Genomic DNA, 20,810 nt, shown 5'->3' with positions numbered 1-20,810 from the left:
TGCCTGGTACCCGTGCCGGGGTCCGGCCGCCGGGGCGCGCGGTCGTGGAGGGACTACCGGGCGCCCGCGGTGGACGGCGTCTTCTTCCGCGCGCGGTAGGCGGCGGCCTTGATCTTGTTGCCGCAGGACTCCATGCCGCACCACTGGCGGCGCATGCCCCGGGAGCGGTCGATGTAGACCCGGGTGCACTCCGGGTTGCCGCACTCCTTCATCAGGGGGACGTCCGGGCCGCTGAGGAGTTCGACCGCCTGGCGCGCGACGGTCGCCAGCGCCTGCTCGGGGGTCGCCTCGTTGTGCCGCCCGGTCATGGTGAGCTGCGGTGTCACGGGCGGCTTGCGCGCGGCGGCGTTGAGCACGGCGAGCGCCTCGCGGTCGAAGGCCTCGTCGAGCCGCCGGTTGGTGACGAGCCGGTAGATCGCCTCGCGGACGGTCGTCGCCTCGCGGACGTCGTGCTCGTCACCGGGCGTGATCGTGTCCACCAGCCCGCAGTCCAGGTACCAGGCGTTCAGGCGCTCCGGCGTCACGAACATCTCGAACCGGACCGTGCGTCGTGCACGGAGCGTGGCCGCGAAGTCCAGGGCCGGGTGCCCGCAGACGAAGACATGGTCAAGGTTCACATCACCATGCTGACAGGTGACTGTGTCGAGGTGCAATAACGCGTGGCGCCGGCCGGGTCCAGCCGCAGCTCGCGGCCCCGCCAGCGCCGGCGCAGCCAGCGGTCGTGGCTCGCGAGGACGATCGCGCCGGGACCGGTGCCGAGGGCCTCCTCCAGTTCGTCGCACAGCCGCGGGGAGAGGTGGTTGGTGGGCTCGTCGAGCAGCAGCAGTCCGGGCGGGTCGGCGACCAGGAGCGCCAGTGCGAGCCGTCGGCGCTGCCCGACGGACAGCCGGCCGACGGGCTCGTCCAGGTCCGCCGCGGGCAGCAGCCCCAGCGAGCCGAGCGGCACCTCCTCGGCGCGGGCCGCTCCCAGCGCCAGCCGGTAGGTGGCACGGGCGGTGCGGTCGGGCCGGTCGAACACGGTGTCCTGGGTGAGCAGCCCGACCGCCAGGCCGGGGTGCCGGCGGACGGTGCCCTCGGCGGCGAGGTGCCCGGCGAGGACGGCGAGCAGCGTCGACTTGCCCGTCCCGTTGCCGCCCGTGACCAGCAGCCGGTCGGTCGCCGCCACCTCCAGCGCGTCCAGTACGAGCCGGCCGGGAACCCGGACGTCCCGGAGCGACACCAGCGGCCGCGGGTCCTCCCCGGTGCCGGCGATCGGCGCACCGGCGTCCGCGGCCGGGGCGCTGACGTCCGCTGCCGCTGCCGCTGCCGCCACCTCCGCCGCCACCTCCGCTGCCACCGGCGCCTCGACCTCCGCGGCCAGCGCCCGGACGGCGAACCGCAGCGGGCGCGGCGGCGCGGGGACCTGTGCGCGCTCCAGCTCCTCCAGCCGCCGGGTGGCGTTGCGCACCCGGCGGGAGACCTGGCTCTGCACCCGGCCCGCCCGGTGGCCGTAGCCCATCTTCTCGTGGTCGCGCGGTCCCCGGTCCGGTGCGACCAGGTGGGCGGTCGCACCGGCGGACTGGCGCAGTCGCGCCAGTTCCTGCTGCTCCTCGGCGTGGCGCCGCTCCCAGCGCTCCCGCGCGGCGCGCTGCTCGCCCAGGTAGGCGCTGTAGCCGCCGCCGTAGCGGACCGGTCCGTCCACCGCCGGGTCGAGGTCGACCAGATCGGTGCAGACGGCGTCGAGGAACGCCCGGTCGTGGGTGGCGACGACGACGGTGCCGGGCAGTTCGCCGACCCGCTCCTCCAGGAAGGCGGCGGCGCCGTCGTCGAGGTGGTTGGTCGGCTCGTCCAGCAGCAGCGCGGCCGGCCGTCGCACGAGCAGCGCGCCGAGCGCCAGCCGGCCGCGCTGCCCGCCGGACAGCGAGCCGAGCGTGCGGTCGTGCCCGAGCGTGTCCAGACCCAGCCCGTCGAGGACCAGTTCGGCCCGGCGGTCGGCGTCCCACGACTCCCGGTACCGGGCCTGTTCCAGGCGCCTGCCGTAGGCGTCCAGGAGGTCCGGGTGGCCGGGGTCGGACTCCGGGACGCGGGCGATCTCCGCACCGAGCCGGTCCAGCTCCGCGAGGTCCTCGCGGGCCTCGCGCAGCGCGTCGTCCAGGACGGCGGCGACGGTGGCGCCGGGCTCGAAGGCCATCTCCTGGTGCAGGAAGCCGAGGTCCGCGGGGCGCGAGACGCTTCCCGCGTCGGGTTCGTCCACGCCGGCGAGCACCCGCAGCAGGGTGGACTTGCCGGCGCCGTTCTCCCCGATCAGGCCGATCCGGTGGCCGGGGGCGGCGGTCAGGCCGACGCCGTCGAGGACGCGTCGGCCGCCGAGGTCGCGGACGAGGTCGTGGGCGATCAGGGCGTGCTGGAGCACGGGGAACCTTCCGAGGTGAGGGGTGGTGGGCCCGCCGGGCACGGTGCTTCGGCGGGCCGCGTCGCACGTCGGCGGCTCACACCGCGGGCGCCCCGGTCTCCTTCAGCGTGCCGTCGGCCAGCCGGAGCCAGCGGTTCACCCCGATCTCGGCGAGGAAGCGCTCGTCGTGACTGACCACCAGGAAGGCGCCCTGGTAGGAGTTCAGGGCGCTCTCCAGCTGGCCGGCGCTGACCAGGTCGAGGTTGTTGGTCGGCTCGTCGAGCAGCAGCAGGTGCGGGGCCGGGTCCGCGCACAGCACGCAGGCCAGGGTGGCGCGCAGCCGCTCGCCGCCGGAGAGCACCCCGACCGGCAGGTGGGCCCGGGCCCCGCGGAAGAGGAAGCGGGCGAGCAGGTTCATCCGCTCCGTCTCGGGCCGCTCGGGGGCGAACGCGGCGAAGTTCTCCGCCACGGTGCGGTCGAGGTCCAGCAGGTCCAGGCGCTGCGAGAGGTAGGCGATCCGCCCGTCGTTGCGCTTGATCTCCCCGCTTTCCGGGGCGAGTTCGCCGGTGACCAGGCGCAGCAGGGTGCTCTTCCCGGCGCCGTTGGGCCCGGTCAGCGCGATGCGCTCGGGGCCGCGGACGCTCAGGTCGACGCCGCCCTCGGCGAACACCGGCCGGCCGGCGTGGCGGACCTGCAGGCCCTCGCCGAGGAAGAGGTTGCGCCCGGCGGGCACCTGGGTGTCGGGCAGTTCCAGGGAGAGGCGCTGCTCCTCGCGCAGGGCGCGCCCGGCCTCGTCGAGCCGGGCCTTGGCCTCGCCGACCCGGGCCGCGTGCATCTGGCCGGCCCGGCCCGCGGACTCCTGGGCGCCGCGCTTCATGTTTCCGGCGAAGATGCGGGGCAGGCCGGCGTTCTTGAGGTTGCGGGCGGCGTTGCTCTGGCGGCGCTCGGCGCGTTCGCGGGCCTGCTGCATCTCCCGCTTCTCCCGCTTCAGCTCCTGTTCGGCGTTGCGGACGTTCTTCTCGGCGACCTCCTGCTCGGCCCGGACGGCCTCCTCGTAAGCGGTGAAGTTCCCGCCGTGGAAGCGCAGTTCGCCGTTGCCGAGTTCGGCGATGTGCTGCATCCGGTCGAGCAGCGCGCGGTCGTGGCTGACCAGCAGCAGGCAGCCGTTGAAGTCCTCCAGCACGTCGTAGAGCTTGTGCCGGGCGTGCGCGTCGAGGTTGTTGGTCGGTTCGTCGAGCAGCAGCACGTCGGGGCGCTTGAGCAGTTGGGCGGCGAGGCCGAGGGAGACGATCTGGCCGCCGCTGAGCGTGCTCAGGCTGCGGTCCAGGGTGAGGTCGGCCAGGCCGAGACGGTCGAGCTGGGCGCGGGTGCGCTCCTCGATGTCCCAGTCGTCGCCGATGGTGGTGAAGTGCCGCTCGTCGACGTCCCCGGATTCCACGGCGTCGATGGCCCGGATGATCCGGGCGATGTCGAGCACCTCGGCGACGGTGAGGCCGGAGGTCAGGGGCAGGCTCTGGCGGAGGTACCCGAGCCGTCCGGTGACCGTCACCGAGCCGGTGGCGGGCTTGAGTTCGCCGGCGATCAGCTTGAGCAGGGTGCTCTTGCCGGAGCCGTTGGGGGCGACCAGGCCGGTCCGGCCGGCGGGCACGGTGAAGGACAGGTCGTGGAAGACCGGGGTGTCGTCGGGCCAGGCGAAGGAGACGTTGGAGCAGACGACGGCAGCGTCGGACATGGGGATGACCTCGAAGGGAATGAGGGCAGGAAGATGGACCTCTGCCCTGGGCAGACGTGCGGAAGATGGGTACGACGAAGCCGACCACCTCGGCGGCGCTCCTGAAGCACCGGCCGGTGGCCGTCAGATCCGGGTCTCACCCGGAGATGTCGTCGTCACCCGCCATGTCTGCCACTCCTCGATCACACGACTACAGGTCACGGCCACTGTAGCAGGAGCCGCCGGCCGCCGGACGGCCGGACGGGTGTGCGCCCCGGTGGGTGTCGACCGGCAACTGCCCTTCGTGGCAGCGGCCTTCGCCTCGGCCGGGGCATGCCGAAGGGGCCGACAGCCGGTGCTGTCGGCCCCTTCGGTGCGGGGTCACTTGACCCGCAGGGGCCCCGCGAAGGACTTGCGCAGGGCCGGGGGAGCGGCGACCGGGAGCAGCGCGGCGAGCATCCGGCCCTTGAGCGTGTTCGGCTGTCGCGTCAGCTGGACGTCGACCCGGGTGCCGTCCTGCTCGGGGGTCATCCGGAAGACCCAGCCGCCCCCGGGGCCGAAGAGCTTGGAGTCCAGGGTGGTGACGGTGACGGTGTCGCCGCCCGGTTCCCACTCGTAGCGGGCGCGTTCCCAGGCGGCCGAGGTGCCCTCGGTGACCTCGGCCCAGGTGTCGCCGAGCGCGTGGACCTCGAAGTGCTCGGCGTCGATGCTCGGCCAGGCCTCGGCGCGGGACGGGCCGAAGTCGGTCAGCACCGCCAGGACGTCCTCCGTGCCGAGCACGGAGACGAGATGGAACCGTACGACTGCCATGGTGGGTGTCCTCATCAAAAGTGACTGCTCTGACCGGTGACGCAAGGTTTCCATGCACCTCCGTCACCTGTCAAGGTGGTGACGATCCAAGGCGGGTGGCCGGGACAGCCGCCGTACGGCGGGGTCACGCGTCCGGGGCGGCGGGCATCCGGTCGAGGGCGTCGCGCAGGGCGGCGCGGGAGGTGATCCCGAGCTTGGGGAACGCCCGGTAGAGGTGGGAGCCGACGGTGCGCGGGGACAGCCGCGTGCGCAGGCCGATCTCCTTGTTGGTCAGACCGCCCGCGGCGAGGTCCGCGATCCGGCGCTCCTGCCAGGTCAGGGCCGCGACACGGGCCGCGCCGTGGGCCGGGGAGGCCGGCGGGCAGGCGCCGGTGGCGTGCAGTTCGGCCCGGGCCCGCTCGGCCCAGCCGGCCGCGCCGAGCCGCTCGAACGCCTCCGCGGCCGAGGTCAGCGACGACCGTGCGGCCTTCCGCCCCCGGGCCTGGCGCAGCCGGACGCCGTGGGCGAGGCGGATCCGGGCGAGCTCGAACGGGAAGGCGCCGGCCGCCGGGTGGCCCTCGGCGCGGCGGCGCCACTCGGCGGCCTCCGCCGGGTCGGCGGCGGTCATGGCGAGCGCGCCGTACGTGACCAGGGCCAGGCGCGGGGAGAGGTCGGGCAGGCCGGCCTCCCGGGCGGCCAGCGCGTGCCGGCGGGCCTCCTCGCGGCGGCCGGTGTGCAGGGCCGCCTCGACCAGGTCGAGCAGCGTCCGGGAGGCCTGCTGCGCGCAGGGCGCGAAGGAGCCGGGCGGCGTGATGGCGGTGGCGTGCAGGTAGGCGGATTCGTAGTCGCCGGCCGCGAGGGCGGCGGCGGCGCCGACGGCGTCGGCGAGCTGGGTGAGGAGGCCGACGCCGCGGGGGCGGGCCCAGGCGTCGACGTCGGCCCGGAGCTCCCGCGCGCGGTCGGCCCGGCCGCGCATCGCGGCCAGCAGGCCGAGGTGCGCGCGGGTCTGCTGGGCGAACAGCGGGTGCTGGTGGGCGGCGGCCAGTTCCAGGCCGCGCTCCCCGGTCCGCTCGGCCTCGTCCCACTCCCCGGCGGCCAGCTGGTCGAGCATGATCAGGTGCAGCATGGTCAGACCGGCCGTGGCGGCCCCGGTCCGCAGCTCGCGCTCGACGCCGCGCCGCAGGTGCGGCCGGAACCGGCCGAGGGCGTCCACGTGGTGGGCGGCGACCGACAGCCGGGCCAGCTCCCAGGGCTGCGGTGTGTCCGGGCCGGCGAACGCGCGCTCCACCCGCTCCCGCACCCCGGCGCCGCGCCGGACCACGTCGCTCCAGGCGTCCTGGCAGAGGCGGGAGGTCGGTGGCACCAGGTCGCCCAGGGAGGCGAGGAGTTCGTGGGTCCGCTCCCACCCGGTCTCGTCGGCGGCGTACCGGTTCACGGTCAGGAGCAGGTCGACCAGCCGGGTGAGCGCCTCGGTCGGCTCGTGCCCACCGCTGTCCCGGATCCCCTCGATCGCGGCGAGGACCTGGCGCCGTGCGGACCGGACGTCCCCGTCCTCGTGGAGCGCGCCGTACGCCGACACGAGCACCGAGGCCGGGGAGGCGCCCGCGCCGGACGCGCCGTCGCAGCGCGCCAGCTGCCGCGCCCGGTCCAGCAAGCCGGCGTGACCGGCCACGAAGGCCGCGTCGCCCAGCCGCCGGGACCGCTCCGCGCGGCTCCCGCTCAGCTCCGCGGCCCGGGTCAGCCAGGTCACCGCGGCCACCGCCCCGCCGCGCCGGGTGATCGAGCCGGCGGCGCTCTCCAGCGCGGCCGCGACCGCCTCGTCCGGGCCGACCGTCGAGGCCGCCAGGTGCAGGGCGCGCCGTTCCGGGTCCTCGCGGTGCACCCGGGCGAGCACGGCGTGCGCCGAACGCCGCTCACCGGGAGTCGCCAGCTGGACGACCGTCGACCGCACCAGGGGGTGCCGGAAGACGAACTCGCCGCTGAACGGGTCGACGTCCAGCAGCCCGCTGTCCGCCGCCGCCTCGGCGCCCGTCATCCGGTAGTGCGAGCGGAGGGTGCGGCCGGGCACCGCGCCCGCGGCGACGCCGTCCAGGGCTCCGCGCAGCAGCTCCGCGCGGACGGCCTCGCCGAGCGCGCCGATCCGGGCGCCGTACACGTGCCGCAGCCGGCGGGGCAGCGGGACGCCCGCGCACCCCGGCAGCTCCGGCCGGCCGCCCGCCGCCCGGCCGTCGGGCAGCGCGGGGGCCGTGCGCAGGACCTGCGGCGGCAGTTCCACCAGGGCCAGCGGGTTCCCCCTGGCCTCGTCCAGGACCAGCCGCCGGATCCGGGGGTCCAGGCCGGGATGGCGCAGGGTCAGGAGCTGCTCCGAGGCCGGCCCCGACAGCGCGCCGACCGGCAGCGGCGGCAGCGCGGCCCGGTCGAAGTCGCAGGGCACGTCGGAGCGCAGCCCGACCAGCAGCTTCACCGGGCTCACGGTCAGGCGCCGCCCGACGAACCCGCACACCTCGGTGCTGGGGCCGTCGAGCCACTGGCCGTCGTCGAGCACCAGCAGCAGGGGCTGCCGGGACGCCGCGCGGGAGAGCAGGCCGAGGACGGCGACGCCGAGGGCCATGACCGAGGGCGACGGGCCTCCGCCGCGGCCGAACACGACGTCGAGGGCCGCCCGGTCGACGTCGTCCAGCCGGCCGAGGTCGACCAGCAGCGGGTGCAGCAACTGGTGCAGGCCCGCGAACGGCAGCTCCCGTTCGGCCTCCGCGCCGCACGCCCTGATCACCCGGTGGTTCCGGTCGGCGGCGAGCCCGGCGGCGTGCTCCAGCAGGGTGCTCCTGCCGACACCGGCGTCGCCCCGCAGCACGAGGGAACGGCCCTCGGCGGCCGTCACGAATCCGGACAGCACCCGCTGCTCGTGCTCGCGGCCGACGATCCTCCCGTTGGTCGGTTCCACGTGGCCCCGCGTCCCCTTCCTGTCGGTCCGTCCGGCGCGTCGCGCCCCGCGGCCGGCCCCTGCGCAGGCCCGTGCCCGGCACCGCCGGGTGACGGTGCCGGGCGGCGGGTGCGGGGCGGGTGCGGGGCGGGCCGTCAGTGGGCGGTGGCGCGGGCGGCGGCCCCGCAAGGGGCGGTCGGCAGCACCGAAGCCATCACTGCCCTGACGGGTGATGAGACTGCCGCGCCCGATCGTCACCTGTCAAGATGGTGACGCCCGAAGGGCGGAAAAGGGTGCGGCGCCCAAGGGGAGGCCGCGCCGCGTCGTCACGCCGGGACCACCCGGTAACTCATGGACGCTGGAGAGAGGTTGGAAATGGGGCGGGGGCGGATCCCTGCATCTTCAACAAGGTGTCGGGAGTGCGGAATCGGCCAGGCACGTGTGAGGCGCGGGTGTTTTGCCCCAGATGTCATCACCGTCTTGACGGGTGACGATGTACGGTGCACCCTGAAGGTCGTCCCCGGCGCCGTGCGGGCGCCGTCCGTGACCGCCGGTCAGGAGAGTGGCCATGAGCAAGCAGCCCGCGGGCGACCCCGCCGCCGAGGCGCGGCACGCCCGCTACGGCACCCTTCCCGAGCGCATCCGCTTCGAGGACATGACCGAGGAGGCGGCGGGCGGCCCGGGCGGCGCGGCGAACGACGCGTACAACCCCGAGAGCTCCTGGAACTTCTACAACTGCCTGGCCGTCGACCTGGGCCTGTGACCCCGGTGGCCGACGGCCGGCCGGGGCGCCGGACCGAGCGGACGGCCCGGCTCCGAGGCCGCGGAGCGCCGGCGGGCGGCTCGATATACCGCTGCTGTCGACCTCGTACGAAGGGGCCTCCTCGCGACGAGGATCGGAGCCCCACCGGATTCGCCGGGACCGCCGGCGGGCCGCTGCCGCCAGGCCGACCGCCGGGCGGCAGCGCGCCGCGGGGATCGTCAGGCCTGCTTGACCGTGATGTGCCCGTTGCTGGTGCTCAGGGTGAGCCGGTACCGGCCGGACGGGTCGTCGGAGACCCCGATGTCCTGGTGGCCGTTGTCGCTCTTCGCGGACACCTTGTACGTGGCGGCCGGCACGAGCAGGGTGATGGCGCCGTTGGAGGTCGACGCGGAGACGTCCTGCGGCCTGGTCGAGGTGATGTCGATCGTGCCGTTGTGGGTCTCGGCCCGGATGCCGTCGCCGTTCAGTCCGCGCCCGGTGATGGCGCCGTTGGTGGTCTTCACCTCGGTGCTGCCGTTCACCCCGTCCAGGTCGACCGCCCCGGAGTGGGTGGAGACCTGCACGGCGCCCACCCGGGAGAGGCTGACCGCGCCGGTGGAGGTCCGGCCGCTGACCGGCAGCCCCGCGGGGACGTCGACGGTGTAGGTGACCGAGCAGTGCTGGCCGCAGCCGCCGAGCACCAGCACGCCGTTCTCGACCCGACTGGTCGCGCCCGGCTTGTCGTTCTTGTAGCTGACCGACCGGTGCACGGAGACCGTGTCGAGGCCGTCCCTGCCGCGCAGGGTCACGCCGCCGGAGGTGGTGTCGAGCTTCACCGCGGTGATCGTCCCGCTCACCGCGGCGTCGTCGTCGAAGTTGTTGTCGGGAGCCAACCCGCAGGCACCGAGACCGCCCACGGCGGCCGCGAGGACGACGAAGGACGCGAGACGGCCGTACTGCTGGCGCATGTCATTCCCCAGATCTGGAGGACGTTCCTGAACGGGCCCCGTCGCGGGGCGGACCCGACGACGCTATCCCGGTGCGAAAGCCATCGACCATGGGGCTAACCCCCGTCCCCGGCTGGGGAGTTCCCCCACCTCGGGGACGCCGGGCGCCCGCGGACCACCGGCGAACCGGCGCAGGGCGAGGCCTGACGGAAGCGGCGCCCGAGGCAAGCGCGACGTTCGCAGGAAGAGAGAAGAGGCCCTCGGAGGCGGCGGCGAGATCACGGTCCCGGTCGGTGGTGCGACGTGCCCTGCGCGCGACATTCGGGCGGAGGGGCGCCGGATCGACGGGGGAGCGATCCGGCGCCCGGCTCGGCGTCGGGGGCTGCGGCCTTGCCGCATCACCCGGTACGGGCCGACCGGGGCTGCGCCGTCACGGCCGCCCCGATCTGTCGACCTGTCAGAAGAATTCTACGGACAACGGATTGACCTGTCCATGGGGAGTCCGGGGCTCCGGGCGAAGGTCACGCCCCGCGGGTGATGATCTCCTTCACGCCTTCCATGACGGCCTTTCCGGTCCGCCACTTCCGGAGGTGGCGGTCCGCCGCCAGTTCCTCGACGGCCGAGGTCAGCCAGGCATCGTCACCGAGACGTTCGACGTGGCCGAGGTCGACGATGTCCCCCAGCAGTTGGCGCAGCACCGTGAGCTCGGGCGCCGGGTACCACCACCCGTGGTGGACGAACCGGGGCCGCCACAGGTCGTAGGGGTGCCGGACCATGGCGCTGAGGCAGGAGCCGTGGGCGCCGATCGCGCCGTCGTACGAGTTCAGGAGGCCGCCGACCGGCGTGCTGGGGAACCGGCCGCGGGTGAACCCGAGTTGCAGGCTCATCAGGCGGTCCCACGGCACCAGGAACGGATCCCGCCCGGCGACGCGGTGCTCGAATCCCCCGGGGAGGACGGCGAGGTGCGCCGTGCTCTCGTGGTCGCCGATGAACCAGCCGCCGTCGATCCGCACCAGGGGGCCGAGGCCGACGGGCGGCGCTTCGGCGCGGGAGGCAGCGGAGGCAGCGGAGGCAGCGGAGGCAGCGGAGAAATCGGGGGAGTGGGGGGAGTCGGAGGCGGTCGACCGGTCCGCGGCGGTGGGGTGGTTGGCGTTCACGGCTCTCCTCAGGGCATGCGGTGCTGTGCACCGACCAGTCTTCCCGGCGCCACCCCTCGGGTCACCATACCGGCCGGCAGGGGCCGTTGAGTGGGAGGACGCGAAAGCCGCCCTTCCGGCACCGGGGTTACTCGGCCTCGGACCCGGACCTGGACCCGGCCTCGACGCCGGCGCCGGAGTTCGACGCGGCGCCCGCCGGGACGGCCTCCAGCGCGGCCATCCGCGGGAGCAGGAGCAGCACCGCGACCAGCAGGGCGAGCAGCAGGCCGCCGCCGATCAGCAGCGGGGTGCGGATGCCGACGGCGGAGGCGATCCAGCCGCTGAGGGCGGCGCCGGCCATGATGCCGAGGCGGCTCAGCAGCATGTAGCAGCTGTTGACCCGGCCGAGCAGCTCCTTCGGCACGGCCTGCTGGCGCAGCGAGATCGCCTGGATGTTCCAGGTGACGATCCCGAAGCCGACCACGCCGTACAGCACGGCCACTTCGGCCACCGAGGTGCTCAGGCCCATCAGGATCAGCGAGACGCCCATCAGCAGGAAGGCGAGGGCGATCCGGGTGCCCCGGCCGAGCAGCCGGCTGAGCCGGCCGGCCAGCGTGCTCGCGGTGGTGCCGCCGATGGCGCCGGCCGCGAGGACGATGCCGTAGGCGGCGGCGGGTGCGTGGATGACCCTGGTGACCATCAGGACCATCATGGTGGTGCCCATGAAGCAGGCGAGCGCGCCGAGGGTGGAGAGCACGGCGAGCATCCGCACGTCGCGGTGGCGGAGCAGCCAGTCGACGCCCTCGCGGATCTCGGTGAGCACCGGGCGGCGGTCGGCCCGGGTGCGCGGCGCGGTGGAGCGGCCGGTGGCGGCGACCAGGACGGCGGCGAGCGCGAAGGACACGCCGTCCACCGTGAAGGGGGCCGCGGCGGCCACGGCGAACAGCGCCGAGCCGAGCAGCGGGCCGATCAGGTTGCCGCCGACGAGCATGTTGGCCTGCATCCGGCCGTTGGCGGCGTCGAGCTGGTCGGGGCGGACCAGCTCGGGGACGGCCGAGGTGGCGGCGTTGGAGAAGACCGTCTCGCCGCAGCCGAGCAGGAAGGCCAGTGCGGCGAGCGCGACCAGCGGCGGGTCGGCGACGAAGATCCAGCAGGCGAAGCCCAGGACGACGGCGGCGCGCGCCGCGTCGATCGTCCACATCAGCCGTCGCCGGTCGGCCCGGTCGGCGAGCACTCCGCCGTACAGGGACATCAGCAGGAAGGGCAGGGACGCGGCGACGGAGACCACGGAGACCGCGCCGGGGGAGTCGGAGACGGCCACCGCCAGCAGCGGCAGGGCGGAGTCCCGCATGCCGTCGCCGACCGAGGAGATCGCCGACGCGGACCACAGCAGGTGGAACTTCCGGCCCAGTTGAGGACGGCTTTTCGAGGGCTTCGCGGCCAGGTCGGCTGAGGTCACCGACGCAGTATGTCATGTCCGCGGAGGGCCGTTCGGGCGGTTTCCGAACTGCCTGAGGTGTCCCGAACTGTCCGTGTCGGGAAGGGTGTCGGGGTCATCCGCCGGTGTCCGGAGTGTCCGGTGGGCTTCGGTGGATCCGGCCGGATTCCCGGCCGCCCGCCTGCCCGCTCGCCCCGCCCGCCTGCCCGCTCGCCCCGCCCGCCTGCCCCGCCCGGCCGGGGCGGGGCGTGGCGGGCACGGGCGGGGCGACGCGAGCGCCCGCGCCCCCGGTCGCGCCCGGGGTCAGTGCTTCGGCACGGCGTCCGCGGCCTCCGGCAGCGGGTAGGCGCCGGGGTCGACCGGGCCCGGGAGGTCGGTCGCCGGGCGGCCGGGCGCGGTCGGGTCCGGCAGCGACGGCTGGGCCGGCGGGGCCGGGACCTGGCTGAACGGGATGCCGGGCGGCGACTGGACCGGGCTGGTCCGGCCGAGGGGCGGGGCGCCGCGGCCCTGGACGGCGCAGCCCGCCAGGCCCTCCAGGCCGTCCGGGCTCTGGACGGCCGGCTGGTTGCCGGTGAAGCAGTTGCCCGGATCGACGGAGGCGAGCACCAGGTCGGTGCCGTTGCCGGTGGCCCGGTTGTCCTCGACGCGGTTGCCGCTCGCCGGGTGCCCGGGCGGGTCGGTGACGAGGATCCCGGCCGCGCGGTTGCCCCGGACCAGGTTGCGCTGCACCTGGTTGACGGTGCCGCCGCCGATCCCGATGCCGATGCCGTAGGCGCCGTCGGCCTGTTGGGGGGTGTCGGTGGCGTTGTTGTCGGTGACGACGTTGCCCGCGATCACCGCGCCGTGCTGCGGGGCGAGGGCTTCGAGGTCGTTGGAGTTGAGGGTGACGCCGACCCGGTTGCCGCGGACCAGGTTGCCGACGACGGTGAGGTTGTCGGAGGCGTTGGTGATCTCGATGCCGACGGCGTTGCGCTCGACGGTGTTGCCCCGCACCAGGGTGTCGCAGGGCTTGCACTGGCCGACGTAGATGCCGGAGTCGGCGCCCCCGGAGGCGTACGAGTCCTCGATGACTCCGCCGCGGGCGTCGAAGGCGTAGATGCCGTACAGGCCGTTGTTGTACGCGGTGACGTTGCTGGCGCGGAAGCCCTGGACGGGCGGGAAGCGGACGGTGTCCAGCGGGTCGTAGGCGGAGCCGCCGGCGCCGTGCTGCTGCAGCTTCTCGTCGGTGACGCCGGTGAACAGCACGCCGTTGGCGAGGTAGCCGTGGACGGTGAGGTTCTCCACCACCGAGCCGGGGCCGGAGACGGTGATGCCGTTGACCAGCCGCAGGCCGCCGTCCAGGACCACGGTGTTGCGGTCGGTGCCGCGCAGCACGATCTTGGGCTTGGTGAGGCGCACGCTCTCCCGGTAGGTGCCCGGGTCGACCAGCACGGTGTCCCCCTCGCGGGCCACGTCGACGGCCTGCTGGACGGTCGGGAAGTGCTGCGGGACCCGGATGACCGTGCCGTCCGGGTGCTTGGCGTCGGAGGAGGCCGAGCCGCCCGAGGAGCAGCCGGCGAGGGCGAGGACGGCGGCGGCGAGCAGCGCGGGCAGACGCCTGACGGTTCGGGCCCCGCGTGGGGGTGCTTCGGTCGGACCGGGGTGACGGGTGGTCAAAAGTTGCATACGGCGTGTTCTATCGTCTCCAATGTCGCCCATGCATGCCGAAGCCGGAAAGGCGCAGGACCGGACACCGACCGTCAGGACCGGTGTGGGTCGGAGGGCCCTGATCACGGGCGGGGCGGTGGCGGCCGCCGGACTCGGTGCCGGGGCCGCGGCGTTGGCCCTGGGCGGCGGCGACGGCCGGGCGGACCCCGGCCGGCCGGCAGCGGCGCCGGAGCCGTCCGCCGAACCCTTCCACGGCGAACGGCAGGCCGGGGTGACGGCCCCGCAGCAGCCGGCCACCCAGCTGCTGGCCCTCGACCTGGCGCCCGCCGCGACCTCGGACGGGCGGGCCGCCCTGCGCGGCCTGCTCGGCGGGCTGACCCGGGTGCTGGCCGAGGCGGCGGGCGCCAGCCCGGCGGACGCGCGGCTGCGGGACGGCCGGCCGGCCGGGCTCAGCAGCCTGGTGGGGGTCGGGCCGGGCCTCGCCGCCCGGTTGGGGCTGAACGTTCCGCCGGCCCTGCTGACCGAGCTGCCCGCCTTCCCCGGGGACCGGCTCGACCCGGCGCGCGGCGGCGGCGACCTGGTGGTCCAGCTGTGCGCGGTGGACCGCTGGCCGCTGTCCGTGGTCGCCGAGCACGTGGGCGATGCGGCCCGGGCGGCCGGCGCGACGGTGCGCTGGACGCAGTCCGGCTTCCTGGCCCGGACGACCGGGGGCGCCACCCCGCGCAACCTGTTCGGCTTCAAGGACGGCACGGCGAACCCGGACGGTACGGACAGCGGGCAGTGGGTCTGGGGTCCGCCGGGACCGTACGAGCACGGGACGACGCTGGTCTACCGCCGGATCCGGATGGACACCGCCGCCTTCGCCGCCCTCCCCGGGGACCGCCAGGAGCAGGTGATGGGCCGCCGGGCCGGCGACGGCGCCCCGCTCACCGGCACGGCGGAGCACGACGAGCCGGACATCTACACCAAGAACCCGGACGGCTCGTACGTCATCCCGGCCACCGCGCACGTCCGCCTCTCCAGTCCCCGGCTGGACGGCGGCGCCCGGATGCTGCGGCGCGGCTACAGCTACGACGACGGCCCGGGCGACCGCGGCCTGCTGTTCTGCGCCTTCATGCGCGACCCGGCCCAGTTCACCCGGGTCCAGAACCGGCTGGCCGCCCGCGACGCCCTCAACGCCTTCGTCGAGCACACGGCCTCGGCGGTGGCCTACGTGCTGCCGGGCGCGCCCGAGGGCGGGACGCTGGGGGACGGGCTGTTCGGATGAGCTGTTCGGGTGAACGGTGCGGAGGAACAGCCGCTGTCCGGCGGGAACATGAGCACCGGCGCGGCGACGCCGAGTGCGTCGAGCGGCGCCGGGAGCGGTGACCGAGCGCCCTGCCCGACTGTTGACGCCGAGCGGGGCGCCGACCGCGCTCCCGGACGCGGCTACCAGTCCACCGGGAGGCGGGCCGGGCTCCGGGTGGTGCCGCCGAGTTGCCAGGCGAGGTCCGCGACCGGGACGGTGAGGCGCAGGCCGGGCAGCGCGGTTGCGAGGCGGTGCAGGGACTCGCGCATCTCCAGCCGGACCCGCCAGGCGCCGATGCAGTAGTGCGGTCCGGCGCTGAAGGCGAGGGTGGGGGCGGCGAGCGGGAGGCCGAGGTCGGCGTCGAGGCCCTCGGGATGGACGGCCGGGTCGCGGTTGGCGCTGCCGAGGCTGACGGCGACGACCGAGCCGGCCGGGATGGTGACGTCACCGACCTCGATCGGCGCGGTGGTGCGGCGGATGGTGGCCTCGTCGTCGCCGAGCGGGATGTAGTGCAGCAGGCGTTCGGCGGTGCGCTCGGCGATGGCCGGGTCGGCGAGGCGCGGCCAGTGCTCGGGGCGTTCGCCGAGCACGTAGACCAGGGCGTTGGCGAGGGCCCCGGCGACGCTCTCGTTGCCGCTGGCGGTGAGCCCGGCGACCAGGAAGACGAGGGACTCCTCGGGGACGCCGCCGTCCTGGTCCGCGGCCCGGACCAGCCGGCTGACCAGGTCGTCACCGGGCTCGCGGCGCCGGCGGGCGACCAACTCGCCCATGAAGGCGCCGAATTCGGCGAGGGTGTCGTCGTGACCGGTCTCGGTGCCGCGTCGGTCCTCGGCCTGGAGATCGGCCGAGCTCTGGTTCCCGCCCTCGTCCTCGCCCTGGGCGAGCAGGGCGAGCGTCCAGCGGTGCAGCCGCTCCTCGTCCAGGTGGTCGGGCCCGTCCCCGTCGAGCCCCATCAGCCGGGTGGTGACGGCGAACGGCACCGGCCGGGCGAACGCGGGGACGAGGTCGGCCGGCGGGCCGGCGGCGACCAGCCGGTCCACGGACTGCTGGACGGCGGCGGCGACCCAGGGCTGCCAGCCGGCGATGGCGCGCGGGGTGAAGGCCCGTTGGGCGGTGCCGCGCAGCCGGCGGTGGGCGGGCCCGTCCTGGTTGAACAGGGACGCCGGGTTGGCGGCCACGTCGGCGGTGGCACCCGCGGTGCCGACGTCATGCAGGTCGGCCCGGGTGACCCGGGGGTCGCCGAGGACCTGCCGGACGTCGTGGTAGCGGGTGATCAGCCACGCGGGGGTGCCGTCCGGGAGGGTGGTGGGGTGGGGCGGCTGGGCAGGGGTGAGGGGGAGCCGGTGGAGTGGGGGGAGGGTGGTCCGGGGGTCGGCTGCGACGGAGTCCATGGGTCCCTTCGCGGGGTTCGGAGGTCCGGCTGGTCGAGGGGAGTCGAAGCGCGTAATTGTCATATATTCATAGGCAATTGGACGCTTGCGGTGCTTCTCCCGTTACGCCCCGATGATATGCCCTCGGTGCCCCCGGTCGGGTGCCGGATCGGTGGGCAGCAGCGGCCGGAGGGCGCCCAGTACGGCACCGATGCAGGCGTCCCGCAGTTCGGTGCGGGTGCAGGTCTCCTCGGTCAGCCAGTCGATGACCAGCACCCGGACGAACACCAGCCAGCTGCGCAGGACCTGTGACACCGCCTGCCGCGCCCGCTCGTCCGCGAGCGGGAGGACGCCGAGCAGCCGGCCGCGCAGGGCGTCGAGCTCCTCGGCGATGATCGTCTGGATCACCTGGTCCCCGGCCAGCACCCGGTTGGCCGTGAGCACGGCGTGCCGGTTGGCGATGAAGTAGTCCAGGTGGGCGTCCATGCCCTCGACCAGCTGCTCGATCAGGGTGTCGGCCGGGTCGAAGCGGGTCTTGGCGAGCAGGCCGTCGGCGGCCTCCCGGTAGACCGCCGCGAAGAGGTCGTGCTTGCTCGCGAAGTGCCGGTACAGCAGCGCGCGGGAGACTCCGGCCCGCTCGGCGACCTCCTCCATCAGCACCTCCTCGTACGGCCGTTCGGCGAACATCCGGGCGCCGACGGAGAGCAGCTGGGCGCGTCGCTCGGCGAGGGAGAGCCGACGGCGTCGTTCGTGGACTGGCATGCGGGCCAGGCTACTTGACACATGTCTACTTGTCGGCGCTAGCTTGGTGCGGCACGGTTGGTAGACACGTGTCAACCAGACCTCTGACGGGTGGGTGGGTCATGGCCAAGGCGTTACGGGTGCTCACGTGGACGATGGGGATCGCCTGCGTGGCGATCGGGTTCCTCCACATCCTGCTGGGAAACGACGCGATGCCCGGGATCGCGGACGCCGGTCCGACGGTCGGCAGCTTCGGCCGCTTCATGGGCGCGGTCTTCGCCGGGTACGGCGTCGCCTGGATCCGGGCCGCCCGGCAGGCGCCGGTGCCCGCCGGGACGGTCCGGTGGCTGGCGGCGGTGCTCCTGCTGGGCGGCCTCGCGCGGGTGCTGTCGATCGTGGTGGACGGCCGGCCGCACTGGTTCCAGCTGGTGCTGATGGCGATCGAACTCGGGCTCGCACCGGTGTACTTGTGGCTCGCCGACGCCGACGCCGACGCCGACGCCGACGCCGACGCCGACGCCGACGCCGACGAACGGGCCCGGGGCGGGGGCGGCAGCGGGGCCGGAGCCGGGGTCGACGAACGGGCCCGGGGCGGGGCTCAGCCCACCGGGGCGTAGTCCGCCAGGTGGGCGGCGAGGGTGGCCCGGTCGACGGTGGCGCCGGTCAGCGAGACGTAGCCGTCCGGGCGGACCAGCACGACGGCGTCGCCGCGGAGCCCGTACGCCCGGGCGACGTGGCCGTCGGGATCGAGCACGGCGGCCCGGCGCAGGCCCGGGAGGGCGGGCGGATCGAACGGGTCCGACGGGTCCGACGGGTCCGACGGGTCGGACGGGACGGACGGGGTGGAGCCGGCGGCCAGGGCCGGGTGCTCGCCGACCGTCAGCAGGGTGAGGCGCGGGCCGCGGAACAGGTCGAAGAGCCGGGTCGGCGTGCCGTCGGCGGTGGTGCAGGGCGCGTCGGGGGCGCGGTCGCCGGCCCGGATGCCGGTGGTGTCGTCGAGGTCGCGGCCGAGAGGCCCGCCCCGGTAGCCGACCGACAGCCCGGTGAAGTCGGCCCCCGCCGCGTTGGACATGGTGCGGAACTGGTCGGTGAGGGCGCGGGCGCCGTCGGCGCTGAACAGCCTGCGGTGCTGGGCGGAGGTGGCGGCCAGGACGGCGGCGGCGACCGGCAGCCGCTCGGCCTGGTAGCTGTCCAGCAGTGCCTCGGGGGCGCCGCGCAGCACGGCGGCCAGCTTCCAGCTCAGGTTGTGCGCGTCCTGGATGCCGGTGTTCATGCCCTGGCCGCCCGCCGCAGAGTGGCAGTGCGCGGCGTCCCCGGCGAGGAACACCCGGCCGTCGCGGTAGCGCTCGACCATCCGGACCGTCGGCCGCCAGACGGTGGACCAGGTCGGCTCGTGCAGCCGGACCCCGGGCAGGCCGGCCCGTTCGGCGAACAGCCGGCGGAAGGTCTCCGGGGTCGGGGCCGGCAGCTCGCCGTGCCCGTCCGGTTCGACGAGGACGTGCGCGGCCCAGGTGTCGTCCTCGCGCATCGGGACCAGCACCAGGGCGCCGACCCCCAGTCGGGGGTGGTTCCACAGGTGCATGCGGTCGGCGTCCAGGCCGTCCACGTCCAGGGTGGCCATCAGGAAGCGTTCCTCGTCCCAGGTCTCGCCGAGGAAGGGGATGCCGGCCAGTTTGCGGACGGTGCTGCGGCCGCCGTCGCAGCCGACGAGGAAGCGGGCGCCCAGCTGCTCGGTGCGGCCGTCGCGGCGGAGGGTGGCGAGCACGCCGTCCGCGTCCTGGGTGTGGCCGACCAGCTCGGTGCCGGTCTCGACGGTGACGCCGTACCCGGCGAGCCGCTCGCGCAGCACGGCCTCGGTGTGGTGCTGGGCGAGCAGCAGCATGCCGTTGTACGGGCGGTCGGGGGTCGGGCGGTTGGTGGGCGCCGGGTCGACCTCCCCGACGATCCGGTCGCCCTCGTAGGTGCGGACCTTGAGGTTGAGCGTGCCCCGGTCGAGGATCGCGTCCGCGACGCCGAGGTCGTGGAAGACCTCCAGCGTGCGCGGGGTGATCCCCTTGCCGCGCACGCCCCGGTCGCGGAAGCCCGGCTCCCGCTCGACGACGCGGCAGGAGACCCCGGCGCGGGCCAGGCCGACGGCGAGCGCGAGGCCCACCGGGCCGGCGCCGACCACCAGGACCTCGGTCGCACGGTCGGTGTGGGCGGGGCGAGTGCTGTGAACGGTGCGCATGACGGATCCCCCTCGGCCGTCCGGCCATAAGATACGGCGCGTTTCCTGCTTCCGACTGTAGACTCGGGCCCACAAGAAACGCAACGTATCTACGAGGGGTGGGTGCGGAAACCCGTGGAGCAGGGCAAGCCGGTGCGGCGGCGCGGCGACGAACTGGAACGGGCGATCCTGGACGCCGTCTGGGGCGAACTCGTCGAGCACGGCTACGACCGGCTCACCATGGACGGCGTCGCCGCCCGTGCCCGGACCAGCAAACCGGTGCTCTACCGACGCTGGCCGAACCGCCCCGCCCTGGTCATCGCCGCCCTCGGCCGCAACGCCCCGGACTTCCAGGAACCGCCGGACACCGGCGAGTTGCGCGCCGACATGCTGCTCTTCATGCGCAGCCTGCTGCACCGCTTCGACGACCTGCCGGGCGAGGCCGTGCACGCCTTCCTGGTCGACCTGCTCCGCGACCCGGAACTCCGGGCCCGCTTCACCGGCTCGCTGACCTCCGACGGCCCGGTGAACACCCTGGAGACGATGCTGCGCAGAGCCGCCGGCCGGGGCGAGATCAACCCCGGCCGGATCACCCCGAGGGTCGTCTCGCTCCCGCTCGACCTGCTGCGCGACGCCTTCCTGACGGGCGGGACGGTGGCGCCGGACCGGGTGGTGGAGGAGATCCTGGACGAGGTCGTGCTGCCGCTGCTGCGGGCACCCTCGGAGGGTTGACCGCGCGGTGGCCGTGCCTCAGCGTCGATCGAACGAACATCCGTGAAGGGAGCCCGGAACATGAGCGGCACCGTGGTGGCGGTCAGCAGCAACGCCGAGTACTCGTTCACCAAGCCGAACCGGGACGGCATCACGCTGCTCGCCGGACTCGGCGTCGAGGGCGACGTGCACGCCGGGGTGACGGTCAGGCACCGCTCCCGCGTCGCCCAGGACCCGACCCTGCCCAACCTGCGCCAGGTCCACCTGATCCACCGCGAACTGCTCACCGAACTCGGCGAGTCGGGCTTCGACGTGGCACCGGGCGCGCTCGGCGAGAACATCACCACCGAGGGCGTGGACCTGCTCGGCCTGCCGGTCGGCGCCGTGCTGCGGATCGGCCCGGAGGCGGCGGTGGAGATCACCGGCCTGCGCAACCCGTGCGCCCAGATCGACGCCTACCGGCCCGGCCTGCTCAAGCAGGTCGTCGGCCGCGCCGAGGACGGCACGATCGTGCGCCGCGCCGGAATCATGGGCATCGTCCGCACCGGCGGCCCGGTCCGGCCCGGCGACACCGTCGCGGTCGAGCTGCCCGGCGGCCCGCACCGCCCGCTCGACCGGGTCTGAGGGCGTCGGGGTGTCGGGGCGTCATCGATCGACGACCCGGTTGATCCCCCAAGTCGGCATCTCCACAAGCCGGATGGCCGTCGGGCATACCCCCACCCCGTAACGGCGACGGCTCCCGGCGCGTGAGCGGCCGGGAGCCGGGGTGGAGCCTGCGTCGCTGACGAAG

17 protein-coding genes are annotated in these 20,810 nt (G+C 74.8%); 5 read left to right on the top strand and 12 right to left on the bottom strand.

What is annotated here, in order from left to right:
* Positions 1-53: 53 nt before the first annotated feature.
* The 5 genes from ACGFSC_RS07795 to ACGFSC_RS07775 form a co-directional block, all read right to left on the bottom strand.
* On the bottom strand, positions 54-617 hold the full coding sequence (locus ACGFSC_RS07795; RefSeq protein WP_359897339.1) for a CGNR zinc finger domain-containing protein: 564 nt from the start codon (positions 615-617) through the stop codon (positions 54-56).
* Positions 614-2,392: an ABC-F family ATP-binding cassette domain-containing protein gene (locus ACGFSC_RS07790; protein ID WP_359897337.1), complete on the bottom strand. Its 1,779-nt coding sequence runs from the start codon at positions 2,390-2,392 to the stop codon at positions 614-616. The genes ACGFSC_RS07795 and ACGFSC_RS07790 overlap by 4 nt, the downstream gene beginning before the upstream one ends.
* Before the next feature lie 76 nt (positions 2,393-2,468).
* Positions 2,469-4,103 carry a ribosomal protection-like ABC-F family protein gene (gene abc-f, locus ACGFSC_RS07785; protein WP_359897336.1) on the bottom strand — a complete coding sequence of 545 codons (1,635 nt, stop codon included), beginning with the start codon at positions 4,101-4,103 and terminating at the stop codon, positions 2,469-2,471.
* A 360-nt stretch (positions 4,104-4,463) separates the two neighbouring features.
* A complete protein-coding gene (locus ACGFSC_RS07780) occupies positions 4,464-4,892 on the bottom strand; it encodes a hypothetical protein (RefSeq protein ID WP_359897334.1) in 429 nt (142 codons plus the stop codon).
* 124 nt (positions 4,893-5,016) lie between these two features.
* The gene (locus ACGFSC_RS07775) at positions 5,017-7,815 is read right to left on the bottom strand and encodes an AAA family ATPase (protein WP_359897333.1); all 2,799 of its coding nucleotides are present in this window, start codon (positions 7,813-7,815) and stop codon (positions 5,017-5,019) included.
* Between the two features lie 547 nt (positions 7,816-8,362).
* Between ACGFSC_RS07775 and ACGFSC_RS07770 the strand changes: the two genes are divergently transcribed.
* Positions 8,363-8,557, top strand: coding sequence for a hypothetical protein (locus ACGFSC_RS07770; RefSeq protein ID WP_359897331.1), 195 nt, complete (start codon positions 8,363-8,365; stop codon positions 8,555-8,557).
* 218 nt (positions 8,558-8,775) lie between these two features.
* On the opposite strand, the gene ACGFSC_RS07765 is transcribed toward ACGFSC_RS07770, so the two are convergent.
* The 4 genes from ACGFSC_RS07765 to ACGFSC_RS07750 form a co-directional block, all read right to left on the bottom strand.
* Positions 8,776-9,504: a DUF4097 family beta strand repeat-containing protein gene (locus tag ACGFSC_RS07765; RefSeq protein ID WP_359897329.1), complete on the bottom strand. Its 729-nt coding sequence runs from the start codon at positions 9,502-9,504 to the stop codon at positions 8,776-8,778.
* Between the two features lie 500 nt (positions 9,505-10,004).
* The gene (locus ACGFSC_RS07760) at positions 10,005-10,640 is read right to left on the bottom strand and encodes a hypothetical protein (RefSeq protein ID WP_359897327.1); all 636 of its coding nucleotides are present in this window, start codon (positions 10,638-10,640) and stop codon (positions 10,005-10,007) included.
* Between the two features lie 127 nt (positions 10,641-10,767).
* Positions 10,768-12,078, bottom strand: coding sequence for an MFS transporter (locus ACGFSC_RS07755; RefSeq protein ID WP_359897325.1), 1,311 nt, complete (start codon positions 12,076-12,078; stop codon positions 10,768-10,770).
* Between the two features lie 282 nt (positions 12,079-12,360).
* Positions 12,361-13,722 (bottom strand): right-handed parallel beta-helix repeat-containing protein, encoded by a 1,362-nt coding sequence (locus ACGFSC_RS07750; protein WP_359897322.1) that lies wholly within the window; start codon positions 13,720-13,722, stop codon positions 12,361-12,363.
* Positions 13,723-13,753: 31 nt separating this feature from the next.
* Here ACGFSC_RS07750 and ACGFSC_RS07745 point away from each other — a divergent pair, with 31 nt between their 5' ends.
* Complete coding sequence (locus tag ACGFSC_RS07745) at positions 13,754-14,971, top strand: Dyp-type peroxidase (RefSeq protein WP_359897321.1); 1,218 nt, start codon at positions 13,754-13,756, stop codon at positions 14,969-14,971.
* Between the two features lie 161 nt (positions 14,972-15,132).
* Here the strand turns inward: ACGFSC_RS07745 and ACGFSC_RS07740 are convergent, their stop codons facing one another.
* The gene (locus ACGFSC_RS07740) at positions 15,133-16,383 is read right to left on the bottom strand and encodes a cytochrome P450 (protein ID WP_359897319.1); all 1,251 of its coding nucleotides are present in this window, start codon (positions 16,381-16,383) and stop codon (positions 15,133-15,135) included.
* A 102-nt stretch (positions 16,384-16,485) separates the two neighbouring features.
* A complete protein-coding gene (locus ACGFSC_RS07735) occupies positions 16,486-17,124 on the bottom strand; it encodes a helix-turn-helix domain-containing protein (protein WP_359897318.1) in 639 nt (212 codons plus the stop codon).
* Between the two features lie 101 nt (positions 17,125-17,225).
* Between ACGFSC_RS07735 and ACGFSC_RS07730 the strand changes: the two genes are divergently transcribed.
* Positions 17,226-17,720 (top strand): DUF4345 domain-containing protein, encoded by a 495-nt coding sequence (locus ACGFSC_RS07730; protein ID WP_359897316.1) that lies wholly within the window; start codon positions 17,226-17,228, stop codon positions 17,718-17,720.
* Here the strand turns inward: ACGFSC_RS07730 and ACGFSC_RS07725 are convergent.
* Positions 17,702-19,330: an FAD-dependent monooxygenase gene (locus ACGFSC_RS07725; protein ID WP_359897315.1), complete on the bottom strand. Its 1,629-nt coding sequence runs from the start codon at positions 19,328-19,330 to the stop codon at positions 17,702-17,704. The two genes, ACGFSC_RS07730 and ACGFSC_RS07725, sit on opposite strands and share 19 nt — an antisense overlap.
* Positions 19,331-19,432: 102 nt before the next feature.
* On the opposite strand from ACGFSC_RS07725, the gene ACGFSC_RS07720 reads away from it, so the two are divergent.
* Both ACGFSC_RS07720 and ACGFSC_RS07715 read left to right on the top strand, forming a co-directional pair.
* Positions 19,433-20,041, top strand: a complete 609-nt coding sequence (locus ACGFSC_RS07720) for a TetR/AcrR family transcriptional regulator (protein ID WP_359897313.1) — start codon at positions 19,433-19,435, stop codon at positions 20,039-20,041.
* Positions 20,042-20,101: 60 nt separating this feature from the next.
* Entirely contained in the window at positions 20,102-20,644 is a 543-nt protein-coding gene (locus tag ACGFSC_RS07715; RefSeq protein WP_359897312.1) for an MOSC domain-containing protein, read from the top strand.
* Positions 20,645-20,810: the final 166 nt, after the last annotated feature.

The sequence above is a fragment of the Kitasatospora sp. NPDC048715 genome, assembly GCF_043198905.1.
In the GTDB taxonomy this organism is placed as follows: Bacteria; Actinomycetota; Actinomycetes; order Streptomycetales; family Streptomycetaceae; genus Kitasatospora; species Kitasatospora lactacystinica.
Note: the sequence above shows the minus strand (reverse complement) of the source record. Positions and strands in the feature narration are given on the sequence as shown.

Bases quoted from the DNA above. Each gene is read 5' to 3' on its own strand.
- abc-f (WP_359897336.1), bottom strand. From the start codon at position 4,103: ATGTCCGACGCTGCCGTCGTCTGCTCCAACGTCTCCTTCGCCTGGCCC.
- ACGFSC_RS07730 (WP_359897316.1), top strand. From the start codon at position 17,226: ATGGCCAAGGCGTTACGGGTGCTCACGTGGACGATGGGGATCGCCTGC.
- ACGFSC_RS07780 (WP_359897334.1), bottom strand. From the start codon at position 4,892: ATGGCAGTCGTACGGTTCCATCTCGTCTCCGTGCTCGGCACGGAGGAC.
- ACGFSC_RS07750 (WP_359897322.1), bottom strand. From the start codon at position 13,722: ATGCAACTTTTGACCACCCGTCACCCCGGTCCGACCGAAGCACCCCCA.
- ACGFSC_RS07745 (WP_359897321.1), top strand. From the start codon at position 13,754: ATGCATGCCGAAGCCGGAAAGGCGCAGGACCGGACACCGACCGTCAGG.
- ACGFSC_RS07725 (WP_359897315.1), bottom strand. From the start codon at position 19,330: ATGCGCACCGTTCACAGCACTCGCCCCGCCCACACCGACCGTGCGACC.
- ACGFSC_RS07715 (WP_359897312.1), top strand. From the start codon at position 20,102: ATGAGCGGCACCGTGGTGGCGGTCAGCAGCAACGCCGAGTACTCGTTC.
- ACGFSC_RS07735 (WP_359897318.1), bottom strand. From the start codon at position 17,124: ATGCCAGTCCACGAACGACGCCGTCGGCTCTCCCTCGCCGAGCGACGC.
- ACGFSC_RS07765 (WP_359897329.1), bottom strand. From the start codon at position 9,504: ATGCGCCAGCAGTACGGCCGTCTCGCGTCCTTCGTCGTCCTCGCGGCC.
- ACGFSC_RS07770 (WP_359897331.1), top strand. From the start codon at position 8,363: ATGAGCAAGCAGCCCGCGGGCGACCCCGCCGCCGAGGCGCGGCACGCC.
- ACGFSC_RS07740 (WP_359897319.1), bottom strand. From the start codon at position 16,383: ATGGACTCCGTCGCAGCCGACCCCCGGACCACCCTCCCCCCACTCCAC.